Annotated in this window: 28 protein-coding genes; 10 read left to right on the top strand and 18 right to left on the bottom strand. The window is 66.6% G+C overall.

Features of this window, described 5'->3' with window-relative positions; translation table 11 throughout:
* The first annotated feature begins 71 nt into the window (after positions 1 to 71).
* Both D3D02_RS03390 and D3D02_RS03385 read left to right on the top strand, forming a co-directional pair.
* A complete protein-coding gene (locus tag D3D02_RS03390) occupies positions 72 to 374 on the top strand; it encodes a DUF6432 family protein (RefSeq protein WP_121568577.1) in 303 nt (100 codons plus the stop codon).
* An 84-nt stretch (positions 375 to 458) separates the two neighbouring features.
* Positions 459 to 1,580: an aminomethyltransferase family protein gene (locus D3D02_RS03385; protein WP_121568576.1), complete on the top strand. Its 1,122-nt coding sequence runs from the start codon at positions 459 to 461 to the stop codon at positions 1,578 to 1,580.
* 18 nt (positions 1,581 to 1,598) lie between these two features.
* On the opposite strand, the gene D3D02_RS03380 is transcribed toward D3D02_RS03385, so the two are convergent.
* The 5 genes from D3D02_RS03380 to D3D02_RS03360 all read right to left on the bottom strand — a co-directional run bounded on the left by D3D02_RS03380 (position 1,599) and on the right by D3D02_RS03360 (position 8,293).
* Entirely contained in the window at positions 1,599 to 2,681 is a 1,083-nt protein-coding gene (locus tag D3D02_RS03380; protein ID WP_121568575.1) for a geranylgeranyl reductase family protein, read from the bottom strand.
* 93 nt (positions 2,682 to 2,774) lie between these two features.
* Positions 2,775 to 3,839 (bottom strand): hypothetical protein, encoded by a 1,065-nt coding sequence (locus D3D02_RS03375; RefSeq protein WP_121568574.1) that lies wholly within the window; start codon positions 3,837 to 3,839, stop codon positions 2,775 to 2,777.
* A 165-nt stretch (positions 3,840 to 4,004) separates the two neighbouring features.
* Positions 4,005 to 6,953: an excinuclease ABC subunit UvrA gene (uvrA, locus tag D3D02_RS03370; RefSeq protein ID WP_121568573.1), complete on the bottom strand. Its 2,949-nt coding sequence runs from the start codon at positions 6,951 to 6,953 to the stop codon at positions 4,005 to 4,007.
* 263 nt (positions 6,954 to 7,216) lie between these two features.
* Positions 7,217 to 7,570 carry a cell division protein SepF gene (sepF, locus tag D3D02_RS03365; RefSeq protein ID WP_121568572.1) on the bottom strand — a complete coding sequence of 118 codons (354 nt, stop codon included), beginning with the start codon at positions 7,568 to 7,570 and terminating at the stop codon, positions 7,217 to 7,219.
* Between the two features lie 243 nt (positions 7,571 to 7,813).
* The gene (locus D3D02_RS03360; protein WP_121568571.1) at positions 7,814 to 8,293 is read right to left on the bottom strand and encodes an RNA-binding protein; all 480 of its coding nucleotides are present in this window, start codon (positions 8,291 to 8,293) and stop codon (positions 7,814 to 7,816) included.
* A gap of 177 nt (positions 8,294 to 8,470) precedes the next feature.
* On the opposite strand from D3D02_RS03360, the gene D3D02_RS03355 reads away from it, so the two are divergent.
* Positions 8,471 to 8,815 (top strand): hypothetical protein, encoded by a 345-nt coding sequence (locus tag D3D02_RS03355; protein ID WP_121568570.1) that lies wholly within the window; start codon positions 8,471 to 8,473, stop codon positions 8,813 to 8,815.
* 176 nt (positions 8,816 to 8,991) lie between these two features.
* Here the strand turns inward: D3D02_RS03355 and D3D02_RS03350 are convergent, their stop codons facing one another.
* From D3D02_RS03350 to D3D02_RS03335, 4 genes are all read right to left on the bottom strand, one after another.
* Entirely contained in the window at positions 8,992 to 9,384 is a 393-nt protein-coding gene (locus D3D02_RS03350; protein ID WP_121568569.1) for a hypothetical protein, read from the bottom strand.
* A gap of 1 nt (position 9,385) precedes the next feature.
* Entirely contained in the window at positions 9,386 to 9,655 is a 270-nt protein-coding gene (locus D3D02_RS03345) for a hypothetical protein (protein WP_233560573.1), read from the bottom strand.
* Complete coding sequence (locus D3D02_RS03340; RefSeq protein ID WP_121568567.1) at positions 9,652 to 9,945, bottom strand: ubiquitin-like small modifier protein 1; 294 nt, start codon at positions 9,943 to 9,945, stop codon at positions 9,652 to 9,654. Before D3D02_RS03340 ends, D3D02_RS03345 begins: the two co-directional genes overlap by 4 nt.
* Positions 9,946 to 10,033: 88 nt before the next feature.
* Positions 10,034 to 10,444, bottom strand: a complete 411-nt coding sequence (locus D3D02_RS03335) for a hypothetical protein (RefSeq protein ID WP_121568566.1) — start codon at positions 10,442 to 10,444, stop codon at positions 10,034 to 10,036.
* Positions 10,445 to 10,618: 174 nt separating this feature from the next.
* Here D3D02_RS03335 and D3D02_RS03330 point away from each other — a divergent pair, with 174 nt between their 5' ends.
* Complete coding sequence (locus tag D3D02_RS03330; RefSeq protein ID WP_121568565.1) at positions 10,619 to 10,882, top strand: hypothetical protein; 264 nt, start codon at positions 10,619 to 10,621, stop codon at positions 10,880 to 10,882.
* 43 nt (positions 10,883 to 10,925) lie between these two features.
* Here D3D02_RS03330 and D3D02_RS03325 read toward each other — a convergent pair whose 3' ends face one another.
* The 4 genes from D3D02_RS03325 to arcS all read right to left on the bottom strand — a co-directional run bounded on the left by D3D02_RS03325 (position 10,926) and on the right by arcS (position 14,192).
* The gene (locus D3D02_RS03325; protein WP_394337706.1) at positions 10,926 to 11,276 is read right to left on the bottom strand and encodes an ArsR family transcriptional regulator; all 351 of its coding nucleotides are present in this window, start codon (positions 11,274 to 11,276) and stop codon (positions 10,926 to 10,928) included.
* A 189-nt stretch (positions 11,277 to 11,465) separates the two neighbouring features.
* Positions 11,466 to 11,804 (bottom strand): winged helix-turn-helix transcriptional regulator, encoded by a 339-nt coding sequence (locus D3D02_RS03320; protein ID WP_121568564.1) that lies wholly within the window; start codon positions 11,802 to 11,804, stop codon positions 11,466 to 11,468.
* Positions 11,805 to 11,915: 111 nt separating this feature from the next.
* Positions 11,916 to 12,182: a hypothetical protein gene (locus D3D02_RS03315; RefSeq protein WP_394337705.1), complete on the bottom strand. Its 267-nt coding sequence runs from the start codon at positions 12,180 to 12,182 to the stop codon at positions 11,916 to 11,918.
* Positions 12,183 to 12,377: 195 nt separating this feature from the next.
* The gene (gene arcS / locus D3D02_RS03310; RefSeq protein WP_121568562.1) at positions 12,378 to 14,192 is read right to left on the bottom strand and encodes an archaeosine synthase subunit alpha; all 1,815 of its coding nucleotides are present in this window, start codon (positions 14,190 to 14,192) and stop codon (positions 12,378 to 12,380) included.
* A gap of 125 nt (positions 14,193 to 14,317) precedes the next feature.
* On the opposite strand from arcS, the gene D3D02_RS03305 reads away from it, so the two are divergent.
* Positions 14,318 to 14,914, top strand: coding sequence for a pyridoxamine 5'-phosphate oxidase family protein (locus tag D3D02_RS03305; protein ID WP_121568561.1), 597 nt, complete (start codon positions 14,318 to 14,320; stop codon positions 14,912 to 14,914).
* Positions 14,915 to 14,939: 25 nt separating this feature from the next.
* Here D3D02_RS03305 and tgtA read toward each other — a convergent pair whose 3' ends face one another.
* Positions 14,940 to 16,430 (bottom strand): tRNA guanosine(15) transglycosylase TgtA, encoded by a 1,491-nt coding sequence (gene tgtA / locus D3D02_RS03300; protein ID WP_121568560.1) that lies wholly within the window; start codon positions 16,428 to 16,430, stop codon positions 14,940 to 14,942.
* Between the two features lie 201 nt (positions 16,431 to 16,631).
* On the opposite strand from tgtA, the gene D3D02_RS03295 reads away from it, so the two are divergent.
* The gene (locus D3D02_RS03295; RefSeq protein WP_121568559.1) at positions 16,632 to 17,456 is read left to right on the top strand and encodes a M48 family metallopeptidase; all 825 of its coding nucleotides are present in this window, start codon (positions 16,632 to 16,634) and stop codon (positions 17,454 to 17,456) included.
* Positions 17,456 to 17,734 (top strand): hypothetical protein, encoded by a 279-nt coding sequence (locus D3D02_RS03290; RefSeq protein ID WP_121568558.1) that lies wholly within the window; start codon positions 17,456 to 17,458, stop codon positions 17,732 to 17,734. The genes D3D02_RS03295 and D3D02_RS03290 overlap by 1 nt, the downstream gene beginning before the upstream one ends.
* A 30-nt stretch (positions 17,735 to 17,764) precedes the next feature.
* Here D3D02_RS03290 and D3D02_RS03285 read toward each other — a convergent pair whose 3' ends face one another.
* The 4 genes from D3D02_RS03285 to D3D02_RS03270 form a co-directional block, all read right to left on the bottom strand.
* A complete protein-coding gene (locus D3D02_RS03285) occupies positions 17,765 to 18,589 on the bottom strand; it encodes a CPBP family intramembrane glutamic endopeptidase (RefSeq protein ID WP_121568557.1) in 825 nt (274 codons plus the stop codon).
* 89 nt (positions 18,590 to 18,678) lie between these two features.
* Positions 18,679 to 19,272, bottom strand: coding sequence for an NUDIX hydrolase (locus D3D02_RS03280; protein ID WP_121568556.1), 594 nt, complete (start codon positions 19,270 to 19,272; stop codon positions 18,679 to 18,681).
* Between the two features lie 74 nt (positions 19,273 to 19,346).
* Positions 19,347 to 20,642 (bottom strand): arylsulfotransferase family protein, encoded by a 1,296-nt coding sequence (locus D3D02_RS03275; RefSeq protein WP_121568555.1) that lies wholly within the window; start codon positions 20,640 to 20,642, stop codon positions 19,347 to 19,349.
* 82 nt (positions 20,643 to 20,724) lie between these two features.
* Positions 20,725 to 21,120, bottom strand: a complete 396-nt coding sequence (locus D3D02_RS03270) for a VOC family protein (protein ID WP_121568554.1) — start codon at positions 21,118 to 21,120, stop codon at positions 20,725 to 20,727.
* A 138-nt stretch (positions 21,121 to 21,258) separates the two neighbouring features.
* Between D3D02_RS03270 and D3D02_RS03265 the strand changes: the two genes are divergently transcribed.
* From D3D02_RS03265 to D3D02_RS03255, 3 genes are all read left to right on the top strand, one after another.
* Positions 21,259 to 22,401, top strand: coding sequence for a metal-dependent hydrolase (locus tag D3D02_RS03265; protein WP_121568553.1), 1,143 nt, complete (start codon positions 21,259 to 21,261; stop codon positions 22,399 to 22,401).
* 295 nt (positions 22,402 to 22,696) lie between these two features.
* Entirely contained in the window at positions 22,697 to 23,038 is a 342-nt protein-coding gene (locus D3D02_RS03260) for a hypothetical protein (protein ID WP_121568552.1), read from the top strand.
* Positions 23,039 to 23,192: 154 nt separating this feature from the next.
* The gene (locus tag D3D02_RS03255) at positions 23,193 to 23,699 is read left to right on the top strand and encodes a phosphate-starvation-inducible PsiE family protein (RefSeq protein ID WP_121568551.1); all 507 of its coding nucleotides are present in this window, start codon (positions 23,193 to 23,195) and stop codon (positions 23,697 to 23,699) included.
* The last annotated feature ends 1 nt before the right edge of the window (position 23,700 follow it).

The raw sequence follows: 23,700 nt of genomic DNA, 5'->3' as shown, positions 1-23,700 counted from the left end.
GGTCTCCGAGACCACGTCTGGACGGTCGCGACGGCGGTAAGCGTATACCCGACCGGGGCGAATCACCACCTATGAGAGCGCGGCGCGAGTTCCGAGACAGACGTGACACCGAAGTAGCGGTCCTCGACGCCCTCGTCGATCGTGCAGAGGAGGGGATGACCGTCTTCGAGGTGCGCGCCGCTGTCGACGCCGACATCGACGAAATCGAAGCGGCGCTCGCGGCACTGAAAGAAGACGACCTCATCTCCGTCCAGAACGGCGACGACGACCGGGTCGTCATCCTCGTGGACGACCGAGCCGTCCCCGATCCCGAGGAGGAGCGTCCCGACGAACGCGGCTTCGTCGACGCGCTCCGGGATCGATTCGGCCTGTGAGCGTCGGCTGACCGACGGCGCCCGCCGTCGGCTCCCCGCCACAGGACGCTGCGGTTTTCACCCCTGAACGCGGACAGACGTACGATGACGGTCGTCACGGAACTGCACGAGGCGCACGGTGCGACGTTCGAAGAGCGCGGCGGCCGCCGGATCGTCCGCGAGTACGGCCGTCCGGAGCGGACCCACCGGGCAGTCCGCAACGGCGCGGGCGTGATCGAGATGGGCTACGGCGTGGTCGTGGTCGAAGGAGACGATCGCATCGCGTTCGTCGACGACACCGTCTCGAACCGCGTCCCGCGCGCGGACGGCGAGGGCGTCTACGCGCTGCTTTTGGACCCCCAGGGCCGGATCGAGACTGACCTGTACGTCTACAACGCCGGCGAGCGACTCCTCTGTTTCACGCCGCCGGCGCGCGCGGGACCGCTCGCCGAGGAGTGGTCCGAGAAGGTGTTCATCCAGGACGTCGAGGTCACAGAAGCGTCCTCGGAGTTCGCCGTCTTCGGCGTTCACGGCCCACAATCGACCGAGAAGGTCGCGAGCGTGCTCAACGGCGCGGGCGCGCCCGAACCCGAACTGTCGTTCGTCCGCGGGTCGATGGGCGACGAGGGCGTGACCGTGATCGCCGGCGACGGCCTCGCCGGCGAGGAGGGCTACGAGGTCGTCTGCACCGCCGACGCGGCCGAACGGGTCTTCGAGACGCTCCTGATGTTCGGGCTGAACGCCGTCCCGTTCGGCTACGCGACCTGGGAGACGCTCACGGCGGAGGCGGGGACACCGCTTTACGACACCGAACTACAGGGTCGGATCCCGAACGTCCTCGGCCTCCGCAACGCGCTCGACTTCGAGAAGGGCTGTTACGTCGGCCAGGAAGTCGTCTCGAAGGTCGAGAACCGCGGGCAGCCGAGTCAGCGACTCGTCGGCCTCCAGATCGAGACGGGCGGCGAGGCCGACCCGGACGCGGCAGCGGCGCTCCCGACGGCCGAGAGCCCCGTCTTCGACGGCGACGAGCGCGTGGGAACCGTGACGCGCGCCGTCGCGAGCCCGTCGCTGGAGACGCCGATCGCACTGGCGCTCGTGGATTTCGATCTCGACGCGACGTCGCTGTCGATCCGTGACGACGCCGACGTCGCGGCCGAGCGCATCACGCTCCCGTTCGTCGAGGGGAGCGCCGCGTCGGCACGGCTCCCGACCTACGCTGCGGACTGATATTCCCGCCTTCGCCGGCTACCGACCGAGTAGCTTCCCGAGGTGTTCCCGCGAGAAGAACGACGTCGGGCGGTCCATATGGACGCCGATCTCACCGGAGAGCGCACGGAGGCCGAGCCGCTGCACCGGCTCCGGGAGCGAGTACGCGCGGCGGAGCCAGTGGCCAAACGCGATCTCCCGGGAGAGCTCCGAGCGCCACGCGGACTCGTAGTCTTGGAGCGTCGCCGGATCGTCGGGGTCTACGGCGTCGGCGGCGCAGTCAGCCGCGGTCATCCCGTAGAGGATGCCGCCGCCAGTGAACGGCTTGGTCTGTGCGGCGGCGTCCCCGAGCAAAAAGACGCGACGACTGTGTACTCGCTCGGGCGGGCCGATCGGAATCGCGCCCGAGCAGAAGTGTTCGGTCTCGACGTCGTAGGCGTCGGTCAGGCGGTCGAAGAGGTCGTTCACCGATTCGCCCGGCGGTGCAGCGAGACCGTACTCGACGCCCGCGTCGCCGCGCGGGATACGCCAGGCGAAGAACCGGGGTGCGGTGAGGTGGACGTCGACGAAGTCGCCGTCGTCGGGGTCGGGATCGAACGCGAGCACGCCGTGCAGCAGTTCGCCCGGTTCAGGTAGGCCGACCTGCCGCCGGACGCGCGAAGTCGGGCCGTCGCAGCCGGCGACCATTTTCGCCTCCACGGTCTCGGTGCCGTCGGCGTTCGAGACGGTGAGTTCGACGGCGTCGTGACGCTCGTCGACGTCGACGACGGTGTGGTGTTCGCGAACGTCCGCGCCCGCGTCGCGAGCGCAGTCTGCGAGCGCCCGGTCGAGTTCGACGCGATCGATGACGTTCGAGATCTCCTCGCGCTTGTAGAACGGATACGACGAGGAGCCGGGGCCGCCGACGTGGAAGCGCGCGCCGTAGACGCGATTCTGGAGGAGTTTCTGCTTCGCGTCGTCGGGGACGTACGCCCAGATGTCGGTGCTGACGTGGCCCGAACAGGCAAGCGGCGTCCCGACGGTCCCCTGCTCGAAGGCGACGACGTCGTAGCCCCCTGCCGCCGCGCGCCGGGCGAAGCGCGCGCCGGCCGGGCCGACGCCGACGACCGCGAAATCGTACATCACGCTCCCGTAGCGGACGCGGCGGCAAATACCTTCCCGGTGGACGCGACCGTCCCTGGCGACGCGCGCTTCCGCTCTACTCGTGACGCCCGCTTACCCCCCGCTCGTGACGACTGCGAGCCCACGCGTCGTCGTCTCCCGGAACGCCTCGGGCCACGCGACGTCGACGCGCGTGAAGGATTCGCCGCCGTCCTGAGTTCGGTACAGGCCGCGGTCGGTGAGCGCGAACAGTTCACCGTCCGCGACGCCGGGCGCGAGCGTCGCCCGGAGAACGCCGGTCCCGGTCGGCACGCCGACGTCGTCGAGGCGGTCCCATCTCGTCGACCCCCGCTCTGCTTCCGCGTCCTGCCGTCGGTACAGATACGACGCCGCCGACTCCGGGGTGTGTGCCCGGCGCGCCCCCGCGGCCGCCGAGAGGAGGACGCGCCCCGGTTCGCCGGGGTCGATCGCGACGCTCCAGCAGTAGCGGTGTTTCAGTCCGTCCTGTGGGAACTGCCACGTCTCGCCGCCGTCGTCGCTCTCGGCGTAGCCGTCGCCCGCCGCGACGCGCACGCGGCCGGGTTCGTCGGGGTGGATCGCCATCGTGTGCGTGTCGCGGCGAGTCGACGGCGCGCGTTCCTCCCAGGTCTCGCCCCCGTCGTGGGTCTGGATCAGCGCGCCGGCCTCGACGGCGACGTAGAGGTGCTCGGGGTCCGCGGGGTCGACTTCGATCCAGCGGACGTGATGCGTGTCGGGACGCGGCGGGAACGACCACTGCGGCGCCGACGGCAGATCGGTCAGCCCCGACAGTTCCGTCCACGTGTCGCCGCCGTCTCTCGTGCGGTACACGCCGCTGGGCTCGGTGCCGGCGTAGACCACGGCGGGATCGTGCGGCGAGACGGTCACGCTCGTCACCGACTTCGGGAGTACGTCGCTGCCGACACGGTCCCACGTCTGCCCGGCGTCGACCGAGCGGAACAGCCCGGCGTCGAACGTCCCACAGAAGACGCGCTCTGGGGCGTCGATCGCGGCGTCCAGGCATTCGACCCGATGGCCGTCGAGCGTGTGCTCGGCGGACGGACCGCGGAACGGCTCAGTGTCGGCACCGCCTTCGGTACTGGTCTCCGCGGCGGTAACGACGAGGACGCCCTCGCGGGAGGCGGCGTAGCAGGTGACCATACCCTGTGTATGCGACCCAGTCACTTGGCCTCGCCGACGAGGGGAACCACGCCCGGCGCGGGAGACACGGCTTCGGCGAGCCTCTCATAGGGATTATCGTAACTGTTCAGAGATTCTCGCCGTACCGTCCGGCGAGACATCTATGCAGACTTACGATACTCCCTCTCAGTCGTCGTCGCCCGGCTTGGCGGGCTTGCGGCGGTCCGCGCGCGGGCCGTCGACGTCGACGTCGGGCAGGAGGTCGCGGAGGTAGCGACCGGTGTGGGACGCCTCCGTGCGCGCGACGTCTTCCGGCGTGCCCGTCGCGACGACCTGGCCGCCGTTCTCGCCGCCCTCGGGACCGAGGTCGACGATGTTGTCGGCGTTCTTCACCAGATCGAGTTCGTGCTCGACGACGACGACGGTGTTGCCGTTGTCGGTGAGCCGCTGGAGGACCTCGATCAACTTCCGTTCGTCCTCCTTGTGGAGGCCGGTCGTCGGCTCGTCGAGCAGGTACAGCGTCTCGCCGGTCTGCTTTTTCCCGAGTTCCTCGGCGAGTTTGACGCGCTGGGCCTCCCCGCCCGAGAGCGTCGTCGAGGGCTGCCCAAGGGTCATATAGCCGAGACCGACGTCTTCGAGCAACTGGAGGCGACGCCGGAGCTGTGAGTTGGCCTCGAAGAACTCCAGCGCCTCCGAGACCTCCATATCGAGGACGTCCGCGATCGTCTTGCCTTTATACGTGACGTCGAGCGTCTCGTCGTTGTAGCGCGCGCCGTCACACTCCTCGCAGGGCACGTAGACGTCCGAGAGGAAGTTCATCTCGATCTTCACCGTCCCCTGCCCGCCGCAGGCCTCACACCGCCCGCCCTTGACGTTGAACGAGAAGCGACCCTTCTCGTAGCCGCGCTGCTTCGAGAGCTTCGTCTCGGCGAACAGCTCTCGAACGTAGTCGAAGACGCCGGTGTACGTCGCGGGATTCGATCTCGGCGTGCGGCCGATCGGCGACTGGTCGATGAGCCGCACCGTCTCGATCTCGTCGAGCCCCTCGATCGCGTCGTGGTCGCCCGGATCGACGGACGTGTTGTCGTTCATCTCGCGGGCCAGACCCTTATAGAGGATCTCGTGCATCAGCGTCGACTTCCCCGACCCGGAGACGCCAGTGATCGCAGTGAACTGGCCGATCGGGAGCGACACGTCGAGGTCCTTCAGGTTGTGCTGGCGCGCGCCGCGGATCAGCAACTCCGCGCCGGAGTCGCGGCGCTCCTCGGGCACTGGGATCTCTTTCCGACCAGCGAGGTAGTCGCCGGTGACCGAGTCCTCGGCCGCGACGATGTCGTCGAAGTCGCCCTGGACGACGACCTCGCCGCCGCGCTTGCCCGGGCCGGGACCCATATCGATGACGTTGTCGGCGCGACGCATCGTCTCCTCGTCGTGCTCGACCACGAGGAGGGTGTTCCCGAGGTCGCGCAGTCCCTCGAGCGTATCCAGTAGGCGGTCGTTGTCGCGCTGGTGGAGTCCGATCGAGGGCTCGTCGAGGACGTAGAGGACGCCGACGAGTCCGGAGCCGACCTGCGTCGCGAGGCGGATGCGCTGGCTCTCCCCTCCAGAAAGGGTCGACGCCTCGCGGTCCAGCGTGAGGTATTCGAGGCCGACTTCCTCCATAAACCCGAGGCGGGCGCGGATCTCTTTGAGGATCTCCTCGGCGATCGTCCGCTCGCGCGCCGTGAGTTCCGCTTCGAGCCCTTCGAAGTGGTCGAGCGCGTCGCCGATGCTCATCCGGTTGACTTCGGTGATCGAAGTACCGGCGACGTAGACGTGCCGGGACTGTTCTTTCAGCCGCGTCCCCTCGCAGGCGGGGCAGGTAGTGACGGCCATGTAGTCCTCGATGTGCTCGCGCGTCGACTCGGAGTCGGTCTCGACGTGGCGGCGTTCGAGGTTCGGAATGACGCCCTCGAAGCGCTTCGTCTTCCGGCGCGTGCCGTTCCTCGTCTGTCGCTGGAAGACGACCTCCTCGTCGGTGCCGTAGAGGAACTGCCGCTGAATCTCCGGATCGAGTTCCTCGAAGGGCGTGTCGACGCTCACGCCGAAGTGCTCGGCGACCGAATCCAGCCGGGTCCGGTAGTACGAGCGGTTGTACGACCACGCCTCGAAGACGTGCTTGATCGGTTTCGAGCGGTCGCGGACGACGAGGTCCTCGTCGACCTCCTTGGTCTGACCGAGGCCCTCACACTCGGGACAGGCCCCGTGCGGGCTGTTGAACGAGAACGAGCGCGTCTCGATCTCGGAGAACTGGAAGTCCGAGTTGGGGTTGCCCAGTTCCTCGGAGAACTCGACGACGAGGCGGTCGTCACCCTCGCCGGCGAGCGCCCCCGTCGACCGCGTGTTCGAGGCGAATGGGACGTCTTCGGGTGGGTCGGGGACGATCACCTTCAGCACGCCGTCGGCCTCTTCGAGCGCGGTCTCGACGGAGTCGGCGATCCGGGAGCGATCCTCGGGGCGGATCTTCACCCGGTCGACGATCACGTCGATCGTGTGGTCGTAGTTCTTGTCTAACTCCGGCTGATCGAGCGTCAGGTCGTAGGACTCGCCGTCGACCTCGACGCGGGCGTACCCCTCGCTGACGAGGTCCTCGAAGAGATCCTCGAAGGCACCCTTCTGGTCGCGGGCGACGGGCGCGGCGATCTTCGCCCGCGTGCCCGCGGGCAGTTCGAGTAGTTGGTTCACCATCTCCTGGGCGGACTGCTCGCCGACCTCCTCGCCCGTCACGGGGTCGTACTGCGTCCCGACGCGGGCGTAGAGCAGTCGGAGGTAGTCGTGGAGTTCGGTTACCGTGCCCACCGTCGAGCGGGGGTTGTTGGCTGCGTTCTTCTGGTCGATGGAGATCGCGGGCGAGAGCCCCTCGACGGCTTCGACCTGCGGTTTGTCCATCTGCCCGAGGAAGTTACGAGCGTACGCCGACAGCGACTCGATGTACCGGCGCTGCCCTTCGGCGTAGACCGTCTCGAAGGCGAGCGACGATTTCCCCGACCCCGAGAGCCCGGTGACGACGGTGAACGTCTCGCGCGGAATCCGGACGTCGAGGTCCTTGAGGTTGTGTTCTTCGGCACCTCGAACCTCGATGAAGTCCTTGCTCATCTACGGCCCGATATGGAGAGCGGAGAGGAAAGTTCGTCGGTTCCGGCGGTCACGCCGGCGTCGAAATGGCTCTCAGAGGGATTATCGTAACTATTCGGAGATTCTCGCCGTACCGTCCGGCGAGAATCTATGCGGACTTACGATAATCCCTATCAGAACAGCGTCCGCCCAAGCGGATGCAACAGCGATCGACGGCCAGTCAAAAGGCAGCAGTCAGCGTACAGCAGCGGTGATACGACCCGACGGTTGCCCCGTGGTTGTCGTCAGTTCAGCTTTTCGCGCGCGACGGCGACGCCCGTGGGTGCGATGATGATCTGGTCGTCGCCCTTCTGTGCGATGTCGCCGTCGACCTCGTCTGCGACCTGTCGGAGGTCGTCGATGATGTGCTCCATCGTGCTGTCGGTGGTCGTGTGTCGCGTGATGTCCGCGATGACGAGATCACCGTCGTAGACAGCGTCTTTGATGGCGACGACGTCCTGCTGGCTGCTAATCGTCGCGATCCGGACGTTCATCTCCGCGGCCCCACGGGAAGATTCTACGCCCTCGATGTCGAGATCGAGGTACTCGTCGGTCGTGTGCTGTCCGCCCCCGCTGATGATCTTGCTCATAATGCCCATACCACCTACAAACGAAAGAACGACGTTAGTTCTTACGTCAGACGAACGTCAGACGAGTGATGATTGCGGGAGGTGACGCGGTGTCGCGCCCGGATGAGAAATCACACGGGGACGATCGTGAGGACGACGGTCGAGCGGTCATAGGGATGATCGTACCTGTTCGGAGAGTCTCGCCGTCCCGTCCGGCGAGAAATCTATGACGACTTACGATAATCCCTATATGGAGACGTACGATACTCCCTCTCAGACGACGAACTCGAAGAGGTCGTCGCCGACGTGGTGGATCGACGCGACGACCTTCCCCGAGTCGCCGGTCATCTCCTCGCCGTCGACGAGCGCGCGACCGATCGCGAGGACCTTTCCGTGGGTCTCCTCGGCGATGGTGACGAGATCGCCCTCCGTCACGTCGTCGTCGGCTTCGACGATGCCGGGACGCATCACGTCCGCACCGTCGCTGACGAACGAGATGGCGCCCGCATCGACGGTGACGACGCCCTTCGTGGGCCCGTGTCGGTTCGCTCCCTGCACGGTCAGAAATGCCTCGTCCTCGAACTGGACGACGTCGGTTTCGCCGTCGACGAGGACGACGTCGAACGGTTCGTCCGCGAGTTCGACCATCTCGTAGGTGTCGCCGTCGAGAGCGACGCCCGTCTTCGCCTCGATGCCGGTTTCCAGCTCCTCGATCTCGTCCGCGCGGAGGTGGTGGCGGGATTTGATCTGCATATCCGAGGACACGGCGCGCCAGCCGATAAATCACGCGACACGGGCCCCGCCGGCCCGGCGAGACCCTGCGGACCGGTACAACATCGTAGCGGCGTCGGTGCGGTGTCGTGGCGGCGTCGATGTCCCGTCTCCCGCCCGCGGAAAAACGCTAAGTGCGGGTGGTGCGTGGTGAGTTTTATGTGGCGCTCCCGGACCAACCGGGATGGATCGACGGTCGTCTGTATCGCATGCGGGACCTCACTCCCGCGCTCGGAGGCGCGCGAGTACGACAAGCACGGAAACCGCTGGGAGAGACACGGAAAGACGTTCGAACACCTCTGTAAGGAGTGCTATCGCGACCTCTGTCACCAACCGCGGGACGAACTCGAAGCGTTGTTGCTCGAACTCGAACGGACGGACGCGGAGCGGGGCAGCGAGACCGACGGCGAAGCAGGACAGCCCAACGCGACGTTCCTCTCGCGGTACTTCCGGGCCGTCGAAGAGCGCTACGGCCCCGCTGAAGAGCCCGGACACGAGTCCTGACACTGTCGGACAGAACTCTGTGAGCATCATCGGCACCCCGTGGGAGCCAACATATAGTAGCGTTTGTACGTCTCCACGCACCGAATCGCACGCAGTCGTGCGATTGGCTGTGTACTCAGTTGCAAACGCTACTATAATTCACGAACTGCTGTCCGACAGTACGAGAACAGCCCTCTTTATGCCCGACTGACGACGACCGCATCTCTGATTTCTAGCGCCGTCTCGAACTCCTCGCGCCGGCCGGTCTTCGTTCCGAGGCGGCGGAGTTGCTGGCAGTGCGCTCTGCTGACCGCGTCGATCTCTGACTCCGAGAGGCCGATGTCTGCCCCGAGGTCGTCCCAGTAGCCGCTCGGGACGAGGTAGACGTCGCGTTCCTCGTCGGTGACGGGACACTCGTAGGCGCGTCGATAGTCGTCGCGCTTCGATTCGAGGTGGGCCTGCACCTCCCGGAGGAGCGAGCCGAGCCGCTCCGGGGCGATGCTCGCGGTCGCGCCGGTGTACTGGAGCACGTCGCCGTCGAGCGGGACCGGCACACGGTCGGCGTCGTCGGGCCGGTCGTCTGCAGCCATCTCACCCACCGGCCCGCATCGCTTTCTGTGCGAACCGTTCGATGAGCGAATCGAGCACGTCCGGGTCGCCCTCGAAGACCACCGTCACCTCCGTGAGTTCGAGCGTCGGGCCGACGGCGACTTTCTCCGCGGAGAGTGAGACGGTCCACTCCGCGCCCTCGACGTGCTCGTCGTCGACGATCGTCCCGCCGAGCTTTTCGAGGTAGTGACGGGCCAGTCGGACCGAGATACCCCGAAACGACTTCTCGCGGGTCACTCGATCTGTGCTCACGACGGCCCCCCGAACGCGCCGCCGGCGACCGGCGGGAAGATGCTCAGCGTGTCGTCCGGTTCGATCGGCGTGTCGGTCCCCGCTTCGTGTTCGACGTCGCGACCGTTCAGGAGGACGTTCACCTGCGGTCGGACCTGTCCGTCTTCGATGATCTGGCCGGCCAACCCCTCGAATTCGGATTCGAGCGCGACGAGGACGTCTCCGACCGTCTCAGCGTCGTATTCGCGGGTGATCGTCTTCGTCCCGACCGCTTCGCGGAAGTTGGCGAAGAACCGCAGTTGAAACGTCATACCCGTGTCTGGGGCGCAGCAGGCAAAAAAGGTGCGCGCCTGTGCGACCGATTGCCGCACCCGGTGACGGACACGACCGTGCCTCGACTTATCGGTCGCCGAATCGGATCCCGTCTTCGACGAGCCGATAGTTGCGCTCGCGGTCGATGTGGGCCGCGAGCCACTCGTGTTCGTAGAGCTGTGCGATCAGTTCCGCATAGAGGTTCCGCCACGCGATCGCGTAGATCGGGGACTGCCCCCACGCGCGGAGTTCGGGGATGAACTCGTCGTAGGTCTCCATTCGGCCTTCGAGGTGCTCGATCGCGTCGACGGCGTAACTGGCGGCTTCCGACTCCGAGTCGGCGGACTCGATGGCCTCGTCGAGATTTCGCTGTAGTCCGCCCACCGCCTCTTTCATATCGGCGGCGGCGTTCGCGCCATCCTCCGGGAGCGATTCGAGGATCTGCTGTGGGACGCCGAGCGAGAGTTCGCGGTCGGTCTCCGACGCGTCGTCTGTCATATCCGCATCGAGGGCTGCCGGGGTGAAAAAGTCGCCGTCGCGGGATCGGTTGTTCGGGGTCGATCTTTCGGGGGCGTTATGCAGGGTCTCTCGACCCCCTATGCGGGTCTTACCGCGGATACTGGATCCTAACGAAGTATGCAGCCCTCGTTGTGAGGATACGGCCGCTCGACAATGCTCTCTCGACCTTTCGAATTCGCGACACACGACCGTTTCCGGCGGTTCATCGCGTGGTATACGGCCATCCTCGGTGGCTTCTCTACGCTGCTTGTAGGTACGGTCGTCCTCATCGCATACGTGTTTGAGGGCAACCTCACCATCTACATCGACAAATTTGGCGAAGCGGGACTCGAAGTCGCGCTCTTTGCGGTCGTCTGTGGAACCGTCCCGTTCGGTCTCTACGTGCTCGACGACATTCTCCGCGCCGACGACGAGTGAGCGACGCGACGCTTCGCTATCCGGACGACTCGCCGGTCGTCTCTTACTCTGCAGCGCCGTCCGCATCTGTCTCAGCGTCGCCTGGGTCCGTCCCAGCACTCTCGCCGGCCACACTCGCCTCGATGAGCGACTCGAAGTTGGTGTCGGGGTCGTGCCGTGCGTCGCGGTGCTCCAGCGCGGCCTCGCCCCTCCCGGTGATCTCGTAGAGCCCGCTGTTCTCGGCCGGTCCGACGCGCCGCACGCAACCGTAGTCCGCGAGCGTGCCCAGGCGTGTGTTCATATACCCGCGGTCACGATCCAGCGCAACCGCGACGTTGACGGCGTTGTTCCGGCCCTTCTCGGCCAGATACGCCAGAATCTCGAAATCCGTCGGCTCCACCAGTTCCAGTCCCATTTGTGTACGACCCGCCGGCGCTGTCCACCGGCATCGATACAATTTGTATATACTGTCAGTATATAGTATTTCTCTCTTCGTGAGTCGGTGCTTGGGTGGCCGTCAGACGAACGCCGTGCGACGATTCGAGACGCGGGAACGATACTATAGAAGACAGGGTGGGTACGCCCGGCTCTCGGCCGGCAGGCGCTACGCGCCGGCTGTGTCGTCGGCGCCACCGACATCGCCCGATCCCTCGGTCCGGGCTTTCAGTTCCTCGGCGACGAGTTCGTCGAAGTCGACGCCCTCCGTGCGATACTGGTCACGCTGTTCGACGACGACACGCCCCTTCTCGGTGATCTCGTAGAGTCCGCTGTTCGGTGCCGGCCCGACGCGCTCGACGAGCTTGTAGTCCGCGAGCACGGGGAGTCGCGTGTTGATGTACGATCGGTTCTTGTTCAGAATATGCGAGAGGTTCACAGCCGTGTTCCGACGCCCGTCGGAGAGCGCCTCTAGGATGTCGAAGTCGGTGGGGACTGCGAGTTTCATACCCCGGACTTCACGTCCAAGAACAAATAATCAACTATGTGGCAGCGGTACAACGGCGGTATTTTGCGGAGAAAAATGCAGTAACCGGATACTACTGCGAGTATCAGCCCCCTATCGCTCGTCGAGGAGATCGCGCGCGAGCCGCAGATCTTCGACGATCCGTTCGTGTCTAGCGATCGCTCGTTCGACGTACTGTTCCGTTGACTCCGTCTTGGCCCCCTTCGATTCGTCGTAGTACGCTTGCAGCAGATGCGACTCGAGCGCCCGCGACGTCGCTTCGTTCGCCGTGAGAAGCGACCGGACGATCGTCCAATCGACAGCCCGTTCGTCCGGGAGCTCCTCGAGGGGGTGACCAACTCCCTCTTGTTGCTTTGACATCACGTTATATTGATGCTAATTGCTACTTAAACTTTGTACTTTACTGATAATTCATCCGCAACTACCCTCTCGTCGCGTTTGGCAGTCGTTACTCGCTCGGTCACGTATGGTCGCGGGATCGGTTGTTCGGGGTCGACCCCTCCGATAGAATACGGTCAGTCGTGGTACACAGCACCTACGGCACTGCTGCGTGCGTCACACTTCTTCGACGTGCCGCACCTGCACCGCCTCGCCGCGCGTCGACTCTACCATCTCGCTGCCGAACATCTGTGCGCGGCCGACGGCGAACGCCTTCGGTCCCTCGACGACGACCTCGTCGCCGACGCGGATGTCCTCGTCGGCGTCGACGACGCCCGGCGCGAGGACGCTGCCGTGCGGGACGAAGCCGTCGATCTCGACGCGCTTCGTCGGGGCGTCGGACTCGTCCCAGACACGCGCGCCGGCGAGCGTGAACGACAGGACGCCGTACTGCGGCACCATCGTCGCGAGCTGTTGGTCGCCGCCGCCGTCGCCGTCGGTGTCCCCGTCGCGGACCTGCAGTTTGGGATACCGACTCGTCGTCTGCATCTCCACGTCCGCGAAGAGTTCGTCGCCCGCTCCGGGCCCGAACTGGTAGTCCGCGAGCGCCTTGATCGTGTTGTGCTGGCGCTTGCGCTTGCTGTACTTCAGTTCGCCGTCCAGCGTCGACATCAGATTCCCGATCGACTCCGTCGTCGTCGGGTGTTCGTCGACGGTGTACTCGAACGGGACGTCCACGTTGGCCGCGACGCGCTCGCAGATGTCGCGGTAGCCCTCGTCGGGGACGTGCGCGATCACGCGCGGATACTCGTTCCGTTCGAGGTAGCGCCGGAGCACGTTCGCGACGAAGGACTTCTCGTCTTCGGACCACCGGCCCGTCACGACCGAATCGTAGTGCTGGGCGGGGTAGGTGAGCTCTAACTCCATCGGGACGACGCCGATCGGCGACGTCATCGAGACCATATGGCCGCGGTACTGGACGGCGTCGTGGAACTGCGCGTGGCTCTGCGACTCGCTGTAGGGCTTCGTCGCCGAGCACGGGACGAGAACGAGCGGGTTCGAAAAGCGGTTTCGGTAGCGACTCGTCACCCGATCGGCGAAGCGCTGGATCTCGACGCGGCGGAGCGTATCCTCGGTAGCGGCGGCGAGTTCGCTGTCGCGGACGACCGGCGTCCGCTCCTCGAGGTACCCGTACTGCTGGTCGAACTCGCGGAACGCGGCCGTGAGCCACTGGTCGTGACGCGCCTGCCCCTCGACGTAGTCGCGGAGCCGACCGTCGCGGATCCGCCGGCGGACGGTCGCGAGCTGGGATTCGAGCGCATACTCGTTGTGGTCGGCGCAGTCCTCGCGGTCGAACACCGCGGGGTTGTCCGGCTCGGATTCGGGGTCGATATCGACGCGCTTGCCCCGACAGGCCGGACACGAGCACGGCAGTTCGTCGAGGTCTTCGAGGAAGTACTCGCCCTCGGCGGTGAGATAGAACCCCTGGAGGCCGCGCACCCGCGCCCGTTTCGCGTCCAGCAGGTCGACGCCGGCGTAGACGAGTGTGGCCGCGTTGCGGGGGGTCGCGACGCCGGAGAGATACAGCGCCGTGTCGGTCGGCAACGCCTCGCGCGCGGCGATGATCTCCTCGCGGAACGCCGAGGCGTGGCCGACGAAGCCCTGCGCGTCCGAGAGGATATACGCGTCAGCGCCGTAGTCGCCGGCCGTCTCCGCGGTCACGACTGCCGCGCTCGGGTAGTCGACGTCGGGGTAGTCGACTGCGAACGTCTCCTGTACGCGCTCGTCGGTGCCGGCCGGGAACGCCCGGTGCGGGAGGACCGTCAGGATCTCCCGGTAGCCTTTGGGCACCTCGCGCTCGCTCGTCCAGAGGCTCCCGGCGTCGTCGACGCTGCCGTCGACGAGCGCGGGCGTCCGAAGCGGGTCCGAGAGGCGGAGTTCGCCCAGGCGAGCGGCCCCGTCTCGCCTGTGAACCTCGAAGTAATCGGTCATACACCCGAATGTGCCGCCAGGGGTGAATTATCTGTCTGTTCGCGAGCGGTGTCGGCGGGTGTTCGGCCGACCACGCCCCCGACTCGGCCCGCGTACTTTTGCGCCGTGGCTTCATAGGAGCACATATGCACGTCACCGGCGCGTGGTCGGCGGCCGAGGCGGGCGAGTTTCTCAGAACGACGCGAGTGCCCGTCCGCCTCGCGTGTCACACGCCTAAGGGCCATCTCTGGATGCTCTCGCTGTGGTACCTCTGGACCGGCAGCGACGCGCCCGACGAAGTAGCCGGCGGTAACGACGCGCCCGACGAAGTAGCCGGCGGTAACGACGCGCCCGACGAGCTGGCGGAGGTCAGCGCCGCACCTCTCGACCTCGCCGGCTGTCGATCTGCGGGACCCGAACTCTGCTGTGCGACGAGTGCGAACGCGGACGTCGTCGAGTATCTCCGTAGCGACGACGCCGTCGCCTTCGAGATTTCGACGAACCACCCGCCGTACCGGGGTGTCCGCGGTCGCGGGACGGCTACGGTCGAACCCGACGAGGACAAGGCCCTCCTCACGCACCTTCTCGAACGCTATCTCGGCGGAACCGACAACGACCTCGCCGGGCGACTCCTCGCCCCCGACCGCGAGGAGGTTCGGATCCGAATCACGCCGGAGCGACTCCACTCCTGGGACTTCTCGGACCGGATGCGCGACGTGTCGACGGCGACTCGCGAGGAGTGACGCGGCGTCGCCGACACTGCGGGTTTCAGTTTTCGGCCCGTGACTCGCCGGTCAGCGACTCCAGTTCGACGCGTTCCGGCACGCGTGCGAGCGCCGACGCCGGCCAGTCGTCGTGCGCCAGCACGAAGGTCGTCTCCGGGTTCGCGGCGACGAGCCGTGAGACGCCCTCCGCCGCCGCTTCGTACGCGCTCCGGTCCGTCCGCTCGGGGACTTCGGCGGTGAACGGGTACGTCTCCGAGAGCGCGCGCGGGAACGGGCCGAACGGCGGCACCACGCGCCAGGCGGCGTCGTAGGTGTCGCCCGAGGGCTTGCCGCCCTGCGTGAGCAGGACCGTCTCGCCGGCGTCGAGTCGTCCGATACGCTCGTGGTGCCGACGCACCTCGGGCCGCCGCGCCGACTCCGCTGAGAGATAGAAGAACGACCCCTTCGAGATGGGGTCCTCGCGTTCGAGTTGCTCGGCGTGATCCAAGAGCGCGCGGTAGCCGTCGAGCATCGCCGGATGTCCGCGTGCGCGCGACTCGACCAGTTCGAGCAGGTTGCCCGAACGAATGGCCTGCTTGACGCGCCGGATCTCCGAGAAGGACACGTGGAGGTTGTGCTCCGCCAGCAGGCGCTCGCGCTCCTCGTCGTCGTACGCGCGGAGTTCGTCGGGGTCGTGCGCCGAACAGACCGCACACGAGCAGGGGAAGTACTCGAGGTCGTCGAGTTGTTCGGTCCCGCGGACCGTCAGATAGCGGTCGTCGCGGGCGTAGATGGCGTAGGCGGCGGAGTCGAAGAGGTCACAGCCCGCGGCGACCGCCAGCGCGAACATCATCGGGTGTCCCGCGCCGAACAGGTGGACGGGCGCGTCGCGGCCGAGGCCGCGTTTGGCGGCGGCGACGGCGTCGATCATATCGGCGTAGCGGTAGTTGTTCATCAGCGGAACCACCGCGCCGACGGGGAAGACGTCGAGGTCGGTCGCGTAGGCGTGGCGCCCCGCCTCCTCGCGGAGGTCTGGGTACGTGGACCCCTGCACGGGGGCGTTCACGAGCATCTCGCCGGTGTCGACGCCCTCGGCGTCCGCCAGCGCCTCCTCGGTGAGCCCCAGCTCGCGCTCGGCTTGCTCGCGGGAGACGTCCGGCGGCGTCGGGATGTCGACCGGCGTCCCGATGTCGGAGCCGATCTCGCGCTGGAATTCGAGGATCTCGCGGGTCGTCACCTCGATGTCGCCGTACTCGGCGAGCTGGAACGACCCCGAGTCGGTGACGATCGCGCCGTCGAAGCCGAGTAGTTCGTGGAGCCCCACGTCGAGGGCCGCCTCGTGGAGGTCCTCGTTCTTGTGGATGATGTAGGAGTTCGTGATCAGGATCTCCGCACCGAAGTCCGATTCGAGCCGTGCGGGAGAGATAGTTCGGATATTTGGGTTGACAACCGGCATCAACGCCGGCGTCTCGACTGTCACCCCCGCCCGGGGGACCGATAGCTCGCCGATCCGGCCGGCGGCGTCCCCGTCGCGGAGCTCGAAGTGATCGCGCATAGCGGAACGTCGGCCGCCGGCTGGTAAGTATCGTCGGATTTGCCCTATCGAAGCGTTTGCACGTCTTCACTCACCTAATCGCACGCGGTCGTGCGATTAGCTGTGTACTCAGTTGCAAACGCTACGATAGTCTGGGGATCACTTCCCCAGGACGCGGGCGACCACCGAGTATTTGTGTCCGTGTAGACAACGCATCCCCGTATGCGTCACCTCGGACTGAAAGCGCGAATGGCGATCGTCGGCTCGATCCTGTTCGCATTCTACGCCGTCGCGGCGGTCGTCGTGATGGGCGTGTTCGGATTTCCCCTCTGGCTCGTCCTGCTCGGCAGCGTCGCCTTCGTCGGCGTCCAGTACAAAGTCGGCAAATGGATGGCGCTGCGGACGGTCGGCGCGGAGGATCTCCCCGAAGACCGCTATCCCGAGATCCACCGGCGCGTCGAGTCGCTCTCGCGCTCGATGGGGATCGAGAAGCCCCGGCTGATGATCGCGCGGATGGGCGTCCCGAACGCCTTCGCCGTCGGCCGGAAAGGCGCGGGGACGGTCGTCGTCTCCCAGGAACTCGTCTCCCAACTCGGTCCCGACGAGGTCGAGGGCGTGCTCGCACACGAACTCGCGCACATCCGCAATCGCGATGTCGTCATGATGGTGCTCGGCCAGGGCGTCGCCTCCATCGTCGCCATCGTCGCCCAGTGGGCCGTCCTCCTCACCGGTGACAACGACATCGCGGACTTCTTCCTCGCCATCGTCGTCGGCCAGATCACCCAGATGCTGGTGATGCTCTTCGTCTTCGCCATCTCGCGGTACCGCGAGTACGTCGCCGACAGCGACGCCGCCGACGCCATCGGCGGCGGCGAACCGCTCGCGCGCGCCCTAGAGAAGATCGACCGTGGGAACCAGCGGCGCAACGAGTCCGCGGTCGACGAGCAGGTGAACGCACTCTGCATCTTCGGCGAGGAACGCGGGCTCGCCCGCCTGTTCGCGACTCACCCGCCGATCGAGAAGCGCGTCGAGCGACTTCGTAACTGATGGTCGACGTCCGGACGCTCGCCGCGGCCGTCCTCGGCGTCGCGCTCGGTCTCCTGTTCGTCGTCGCACCAGAGACGATCGTGCGGGTGCAGACTGCCGGACGGCTCCCGCAGGACCGACACGGCCGGTACGGCGAAGACGGCCCACGAGAGGGCTCTGGCGACGCTGCGGGGACCGACGCCGACGGTGGCGTGCCGACGCGATGGCGACAGCTCGTTCGCGTCGTCGGCGCCGCGCTGATTCTCGGCGGACTGTACTTCGGCTGGACGCTCGTGTAGTGGCGTCCGGCCGGAGGATGGGCCGGTAGCTCACACCAGCGCCAGAACCGGCGCGGCGAGCGTCTGCGGGAGCTGCTCAGACCCCGCGTACTGCAGCGTGAGATAGAGCAACGAGAACAGCGTCGCGTTGTACGCGCCGTGAATCAGTGCCGGCACGACGAGGTTCTTCGTGAGTTCGTACATCGTCCCGAACACGAGCGTCGGCAGGACCAGAACGGAAATGCTGACGAGCCGTGCCTGCGGCGCGCCCGACAGCGAGAAGAAGTGGATCGACGCGAAGATCAGGCTCGCGAGGACGATCGCGGCGGGCGCTGGCAGCGCTTCGCTCAGCCGGTTCTGGACGACGCCCCGGTAGAGCAGTTCCTCGCCCGGGCCGATCAGGAGAAACGACGCGGGAACGAGCAGCAGGAGGATCTCGGGGTTCTCCATTCCGACTTCGGCGGCGGTGTTCGGCGCTGCTTCGGCCCCGATCGCCGAGATGATCACCGACGCGACGATCAACAGCGCGAGTGAGCCGACGTAGCCGCCGACGACGAGCGCCACGTCGCGCAGCGACGGGACGGTGAGGCCGACGTAATCGAGCCCGCGACCGCGATACCGGAGGTAGCCGAGCGCGACGCCGCCGAAGCCCACGCCGGTCGCGAGCGCTAGCGAGAGAACAATACTCAAAAGCGGCGTCACAGCGACGCCGGCGAGACCGAGGACGACTGCCGCGGAGACGACGAGGAGCGCACCGGCGGCGATGCCGACGACCGCGAGGAGGATCGCGACGGTGAGCGCGCGGAGCGCGTCGCGGGCGGCGTCGGTCGACGTTGGATCGTCCGCACCGTCGACGGTGTTCAGTTCGGAGGACACACGTCTACTACGTGCTGCGGCGTCAAAATCCTTCGTCTCACGGATGCGGGTCGACCGCGGCGTCGATCACTGCCAGCGGTCTGTGACGCTCACTGCCAGCGGTCTGCGAGTTCGTAGCGCGTGATCCCGGTGACGGTACGACCGTCACGTATCTCCCCGTCGAGCACGTCCGACAGGAGGTCGTCGTACGCCGCGAGCGAAACGCGGATGCTCTCGTTGAAATCGAGGTCCTGCTCGGCCGTCGGCTCGCAATCACGGGCGAGATAGAAGTGGTGGACGCTGTTCAACAGCCCGTTCGCGGGCTCGATCGTGAACAACTGCCGGAGCGATCCTGCCTCGTAGCCGGTCTCTTCTGTGAGTTCGCGCCGCGCGACCGCGTCGAGATCGTCGTCGTCGTCGGGTTCGGCGCTCCCAGCCGGGAGCCCGCGGTTGACCCGCCCGACGGCCTGCCGCCACTCCTCGATCAGGACGACCTCGCCGTCGGGCGTGAACGGGAGGATCACGACCGCCTGCGGTTCCTCGACGTAGTGGAAGTCGGTCTCGGTGCCGTTCGGCAAGACGACGTCGTCGCGGCGGACGTCGAACCCCGGACAGGTGTAGTCGATCTCGGTCCCGGTCGTCTCCCAGGCCAGTTCTTCGGCGTCATCCCCAGGGTCGTCGGAGTCGGCGTCGCGCTCGCTCATACCGAATCCTCCAGTCCGCATCGCCAAGAATTGGCCGGGTCGGCGTGACCGGATCGTCTCCGTACGCTCGCTCGTCAGCCCCGGAGCCGGTCTCGAAGCACGAGTCCGCCACCGCCGAGGACGCAGCCGAGCGAGACGAGCGTGATCGCGACGTGAACCTCGGTGAACCAGAACGGTGTCTGCAGCCCGGTCTGGAAGATCATCAGGAGGAACGACAGCACCGGGACGTTGCGGCCGTCTCCGATCGTCGTCGGCCCGTCCCCGTCTGCGTCGGAGTAAGACGCTGCCCCGACTGTCTCGCCCGCCGGCAGCCGTTCGGCCTCGTAGGGCACCTGCGGCGTCTCGTAACTCCAGACGGTCGCGCCCGTCCGGTTCACTTCGACGACGCGCTGGTTCAGCGAGTCCGTGATCAGCGTGTTGCCGTTGGGGAGGCGATCGGCGTCCCGCGGCCAGTTGAAGTTGACGCCCTCGGCGGCGTAGATGGACCACGCGGCCGTCCACTCGCCGTTCTCGCCGCGCGTGAGTTCGACGATGCGGTCGTTGTGGCTGTCGGCGACGAGGACGCTCCCGTTGCCCAGCCACTGCGGATTGTGTTGCTGGCGGAGGAGCGTCGGATCGCCCTGCGTGGTGTCGCCGTCGCCTTCGTTGATCACTTCGACGACGCCCTCGCCGCGCTCGACGATCACCAGTTGGTGGGCGTTGCGGACGGAGACGAGATACCGGTCCTCGGAGATGACGTCGACGTCGTTGATGTGGAGCCAGTCGGTCTTCGTGGGATCGGCGGGCGCGTCGTACCGCGAACTCGCGTTCCACTGCCAGGTGATCTCGCCGTCTTTCACCGTGAAGATCCGCTCGTACTCCATATCGGTGACGAGGAACTCGCCCGAGTCGAGGCGCTCGACGTCGTGGACCTCGCTGTTCGCCCGGCTGCGGACCGGGAAGGAGTACTCGTACTGGATTTCGGGGTCGGCCCCGCTGTCGGCGTTCGGATCGATGATCCGGAAGCCGGTGTGGGTGCACGGCGACTCGTAGGGGCCGCAGTCGTCGTAGCCGCTGTGCATAAACCCGGCCATCACGCTGCCGTTCGCCAGCATCGTGACGTCGAAGTAGCTGTCAGTCTCGCCGGCCCGCCAGACGGTCTGGCGGCCCTCGAGCAGGTAGACCGAACCCTTCTCGTGGAGTCCCGGGCCGCCGCCCTGCGAGCCGACGAGCGTCTGCCGCGTCTCGCCGTCGCCGGCGGCACCGACGTTGGGCGCGAGCGCGGCACCGACGACGAGCGAGGAGACGAAGAGGACGACGCCGACGACCGCGAGCGCGGCACCGGCGCGCTGTCCCGTGAGAGCGCTATCGGAGGGGGCCTTGGGAGGCATCGACTGCGTGTGGCAAGCACGAGCGGCGAGAAAAACCGTTCGGTGTGAAACCGCTCGGTGGGGGGCTACGCTCCCGCGTCGGCTACTCCCGCTCGGCTTTCAACTCGATCCGATACCCGAACGGATCCGTGACGTAGACGGCCGGGGCGACGCCGGTCGCGCCCAGGGGGTCCAGCCGTCGATCGATCTCGACTCCGGCGTCGTCGAGCGTCGCTTCGATCCCGTCGATCGTCTCGTCGACGCGGATCGCGACGTGATCGTACGCGGCCTTCGTCGGTTCCTCGAACTCGTCGCTGGGCTGGAGATGGATCACTGCGCCGGGTGCGAGCCGTACCGAGAAGAACGGCTTTGCCCCCGATTCGTACAGGTCCATCCCGTCGATACCGAAGCCGAGCGCGTCGCGGTAGAACCCGAGCGCGGTCTCGATTCCCTCGTCGGGAATGTGGAGCTTGACGTGGTCGATCGCAGTCGCGTTCACACTCTGTGTTCGGTCCTCGACGACAAAAGTCCGTGTGGCCGTGAGGACCCCTCGCCCCCCACTTACGGTCGATGTACTCGGCCGATACCGATACATCCGAAGACCTATTCCGTCCCGCGGGTAGGGCGAACCTACACGATGTTCGTCGGCCACGAGTTCCTGGCGTTCGCACTCGCTGGCTGGGGAGCCCACCGTCTCGGCGGCGACGAGCGCGCGTCGTTATGGCTCGGCGCCGTCGCCGCACTCGCGGCGCTGCTGCCGGACCTCGACGTCGTCTACGCGGTTGCGACCTACGCGGCCGCCGTCGCAGGCGACACGCCGCTCGGCTGGGAGGCGTTCTGGGGCGTCGCCAACGGCGTCCACCGCGTCGTCACCCACCCGCTCCCCGTCGGTGTCGGCGGGACGCTGGTCTTCGGCGCGGCCGTCGTCGTTGCTCGACGACGGCGTGAAACGGCCTCGGATCTCGCACAGCCGACCGATTCGACCGGACTCAACGATGTCGAGTCCCCGTCGCCGGTCGCTCGCCGGCGTACCTCGACACCCGCTGTCGCGGCCGTCGCCGTCGCTGTCGTCGCCGCTATCACGCTTCTCGCGACGTTTTACACCGCTGACGGATGGGCTGCGGCGCTCGTCGCTGCCGCCTTCCTCCTCGTCGTCGGCGGCGTCGGCGCCCTCGTGGGCCGTCGCGTCGCCGCTGCGCCGGCCCGCGATGCGCCGTCGCTCTCGCCGACGGCACTGACGGCCGCTGCCGGCGTCGGCTTCCTCACGCATCCGTTCGGCGACGTCTTCCTGGCCGCGCCGCCGCCGCTGCTCTCACCGCTCGGACCGCCGCTTCTCACCGAGCGGGTCGTCCTCGTGGCCGATCCGACGCTGAATCTCCTCGGCGTTCTGTTCGTGGAGGTTGCGACCGTCTGGGCGGGCCTCGCGGTGTTTTCGCGTATGACCGCCGATCGGCTCGGGGGCGTCCGGCTTCGGGGCGCAGTCGACGCCCGTGCCGCACTCGGCGTCGGATACGCCCCGGCCGCGTTCCTCCTCCCGCGTCCGACGATCGCGGACGCACACGTCCTCGGATTCACGATCGTCCCGCTGGCCGTCGTCGTCGCGCTCTGGGCCGGCCGGTCGCCCCGCGCTCGCCTGCGACGCGCCGACGCCGAGGCGACTGGGACGGCGGACCGATCACCGCTCGATCGCGTCGATGCGGCATACGTTAGCGCCGTCGCCGGCCTGACGACGCTCACGCTGGCGGGTGTCGCGTACGGCGCTGCGTACCTCCTCCTCTGAGTGACGCTCCGAGCTCCGCTCTAGCGCCGACTCGGGCGGCAGTCAGGCCTAATTATGTTAGTGGTACAAACATTTAGCAGTACTCAGCGTAACCTTACGAACGTCTGTCACATCTCGTCGCCCTCGACTCACCGCTCGCCACTCGCCCCGCAATTCCGCCGCTACCTCCGATTTCCCCATTCCTCCTCCGCCGCGACCAGTCAGACGGGCGCCGTCGGCGCCCGGATACGAATCTGCCGAGTGCGCGGGCGCTAGGCGTTGCACCGAACGATCACGATAGCCCACGGGAGCAACGATGGGAACTGACGCCGACACCGCGATCGAACTGCTAGAGTCACTCACGCCGCTGTGGTGGCAGGGAGCGATCGTGTTCTTCCTCCTCGGTGACTCGCTGACGACGTTCGTCGGGTACCAGATGCACACGGTCGTCGAAGCGAGCCCCGTGGCCGCCTGGTTCATCAGTACCTATGGTATTTTGCTACTGGTCCCGGTCAAGGTGGCGGTCGTCTGTGGATTCTACGGGCTGTATCGGGTCACTCCGCGGCCACACGACATCGGCGTACCGCTGGGCCTGTGCGCGCTGGGCTTCGTCGTCACGGTGTGGAACAGTGCGGTGATCGTCGCGGCCCTGCTGTGAGGTGCGGGGCACAACAACTCACTCTGCAGCGTGCTCTCCCACCGAAATAACAGTTACTTGATTGCTATCATATCCTGAAAATTATAGGGCGGCAACGGACACTCTCGGACGTGAAGCGAACTGCGTCTCTGACGATGGAGGGCCGCCAGCGACGATGAGCAGCGACGATGACTCCGAGACCAGCCGGACCGACACCGAGGACTCTCGGTTTTCGGCCGAGCGCTACTCCGTCGCACTCAACCGCTTCGTCCACGGCGTCGAGATGGTTGCCGCGACGGTGTTCGCCGTCCTCTTTGCCATCGGCGTGGTCGATCTGATGCTCCAGATCGTCGACGCCGTCCAGAACGGCAATATTACGGACCCGCTCGTCGTTATCGGCTTCATCGACACGGGGCTCCTGCTCTTGATCATTGTCGAGGTGTATCAGACGGTCCTGGCGTACGTCGAAGAGAACCAGACGCGTCGGATCGTGCAACTGGTCATCTACACCGGCGTCATCGCGATGGTCCGGAAAGCCATCATCTTTCGGACCGGCGAGTACGCGACGGTGCAGGACGCCTTAATCGCCGCGGGTGCGTACGCCCTCCTCATCTTCGCGCTGGTCAGCCTGCTCTTTGCGGAGCGCGTCTACGGCGACGACACGCCGTTGATTGCGGGCTGAG

It is taken from the genome of Halobellus sp. Atlit-38R (genome assembly GCF_003665925.1).
GTDB classification, from domain to species: Archaea; Halobacteriota; Halobacteria; order Halobacteriales; family Haloferacaceae; genus Haloquadratum; species Haloquadratum inordinatus.
This window is presented reverse-complemented; position numbering and strand designations above follow the sequence as displayed.

Bases quoted from the DNA above. Each gene is read 5' to 3' on its own strand.
- D3D02_RS03390 (WP_121568577.1), top strand. From the start codon at position 72: ATGAGAGCGCGGCGCGAGTTCCGAGACAGACGTGACACCGAAGTAGCG.
- D3D02_RS03385 (WP_121568576.1), top strand. From the start codon at position 459: ATGACGGTCGTCACGGAACTGCACGAGGCGCACGGTGCGACGTTCGAA.
- D3D02_RS03380 (WP_121568575.1), bottom strand. From the start codon at position 2,681: ATGTACGATTTCGCGGTCGTCGGCGTCGGCCCGGCCGGCGCGCGCTTC.
- D3D02_RS03375 (WP_121568574.1), bottom strand. From the start codon at position 3,839: ATGGTCACCTGCTACGCCGCCTCCCGCGAGGGCGTCCTCGTCGTTACC.
- uvrA (WP_121568573.1), bottom strand. From the start codon at position 6,953: ATGAGCAAGGACTTCATCGAGGTTCGAGGTGCCGAAGAACACAACCTC.
- sepF (WP_121568572.1), bottom strand. From the start codon at position 7,570: ATGGGCATTATGAGCAAGATCATCAGCGGGGGCGGACAGCACACGACC.
- D3D02_RS03360 (WP_121568571.1), bottom strand. From the start codon at position 8,293: ATGCAGATCAAATCCCGCCACCACCTCCGCGCGGACGAGATCGAGGAG.
- D3D02_RS03355 (WP_121568570.1), top strand. From the start codon at position 8,471: ATGTGGCGCTCCCGGACCAACCGGGATGGATCGACGGTCGTCTGTATC.
- D3D02_RS03350 (WP_121568569.1), bottom strand. From the start codon at position 9,384: ATGGCTGCAGACGACCGGCCCGACGACGCCGACCGTGTGCCGGTCCCG.
- D3D02_RS03340 (WP_121568567.1), bottom strand. From the start codon at position 9,945: ATGACGTTTCAACTGCGGTTCTTCGCCAACTTCCGCGAAGCGGTCGGG.
- D3D02_RS03335 (WP_121568566.1), bottom strand. From the start codon at position 10,444: ATGACAGACGACGCGTCGGAGACCGACCGCGAACTCTCGCTCGGCGTC.
- D3D02_RS03330 (WP_121568565.1), top strand. From the start codon at position 10,619: ATGCTCTCTCGACCTTTCGAATTCGCGACACACGACCGTTTCCGGCGG.
- D3D02_RS03325 (WP_394337706.1), bottom strand. From the start codon at position 11,276: ATGGGACTGGAACTGGTGGAGCCGACGGATTTCGAGATTCTGGCGTAT.
- D3D02_RS03320 (WP_121568564.1), bottom strand. From the start codon at position 11,804: ATGAAACTCGCAGTCCCCACCGACTTCGACATCCTAGAGGCGCTCTCC.
- D3D02_RS03315 (WP_394337705.1), bottom strand. From the start codon at position 12,182: ATGTCAAAGCAACAAGAGGGAGTTGGTCACCCCCTCGAGGAGCTCCCG.
- arcS (WP_121568562.1), bottom strand. From the start codon at position 14,192: ATGACCGATTACTTCGAGGTTCACAGGCGAGACGGGGCCGCTCGCCTG.
- D3D02_RS03305 (WP_121568561.1), top strand. From the start codon at position 14,318: ATGCACGTCACCGGCGCGTGGTCGGCGGCCGAGGCGGGCGAGTTTCTC.
- tgtA (WP_121568560.1), bottom strand. From the start codon at position 16,430: ATGCGCGATCACTTCGAGCTCCGCGACGGGGACGCCGCCGGCCGGATC.
- D3D02_RS03295 (WP_121568559.1), top strand. From the start codon at position 16,632: ATGCGTCACCTCGGACTGAAAGCGCGAATGGCGATCGTCGGCTCGATC.
- D3D02_RS03290 (WP_121568558.1), top strand. From the start codon at position 17,456: ATGGTCGACGTCCGGACGCTCGCCGCGGCCGTCCTCGGCGTCGCGCTC.
- D3D02_RS03280 (WP_121568556.1), bottom strand. From the start codon at position 19,272: ATGAGCGAGCGCGACGCCGACTCCGACGACCCTGGGGATGACGCCGAA.
- D3D02_RS03275 (WP_121568555.1), bottom strand. From the start codon at position 20,642: ATGCCTCCCAAGGCCCCCTCCGATAGCGCTCTCACGGGACAGCGCGCC.
- D3D02_RS03265 (WP_121568553.1), top strand. From the start codon at position 21,259: ATGTTCGTCGGCCACGAGTTCCTGGCGTTCGCACTCGCTGGCTGGGGA.
- D3D02_RS03260 (WP_121568552.1), top strand. From the start codon at position 22,697: ATGGGAACTGACGCCGACACCGCGATCGAACTGCTAGAGTCACTCACG.
- D3D02_RS03255 (WP_121568551.1), top strand. From the start codon at position 23,193: ATGAGCAGCGACGATGACTCCGAGACCAGCCGGACCGACACCGAGGAC.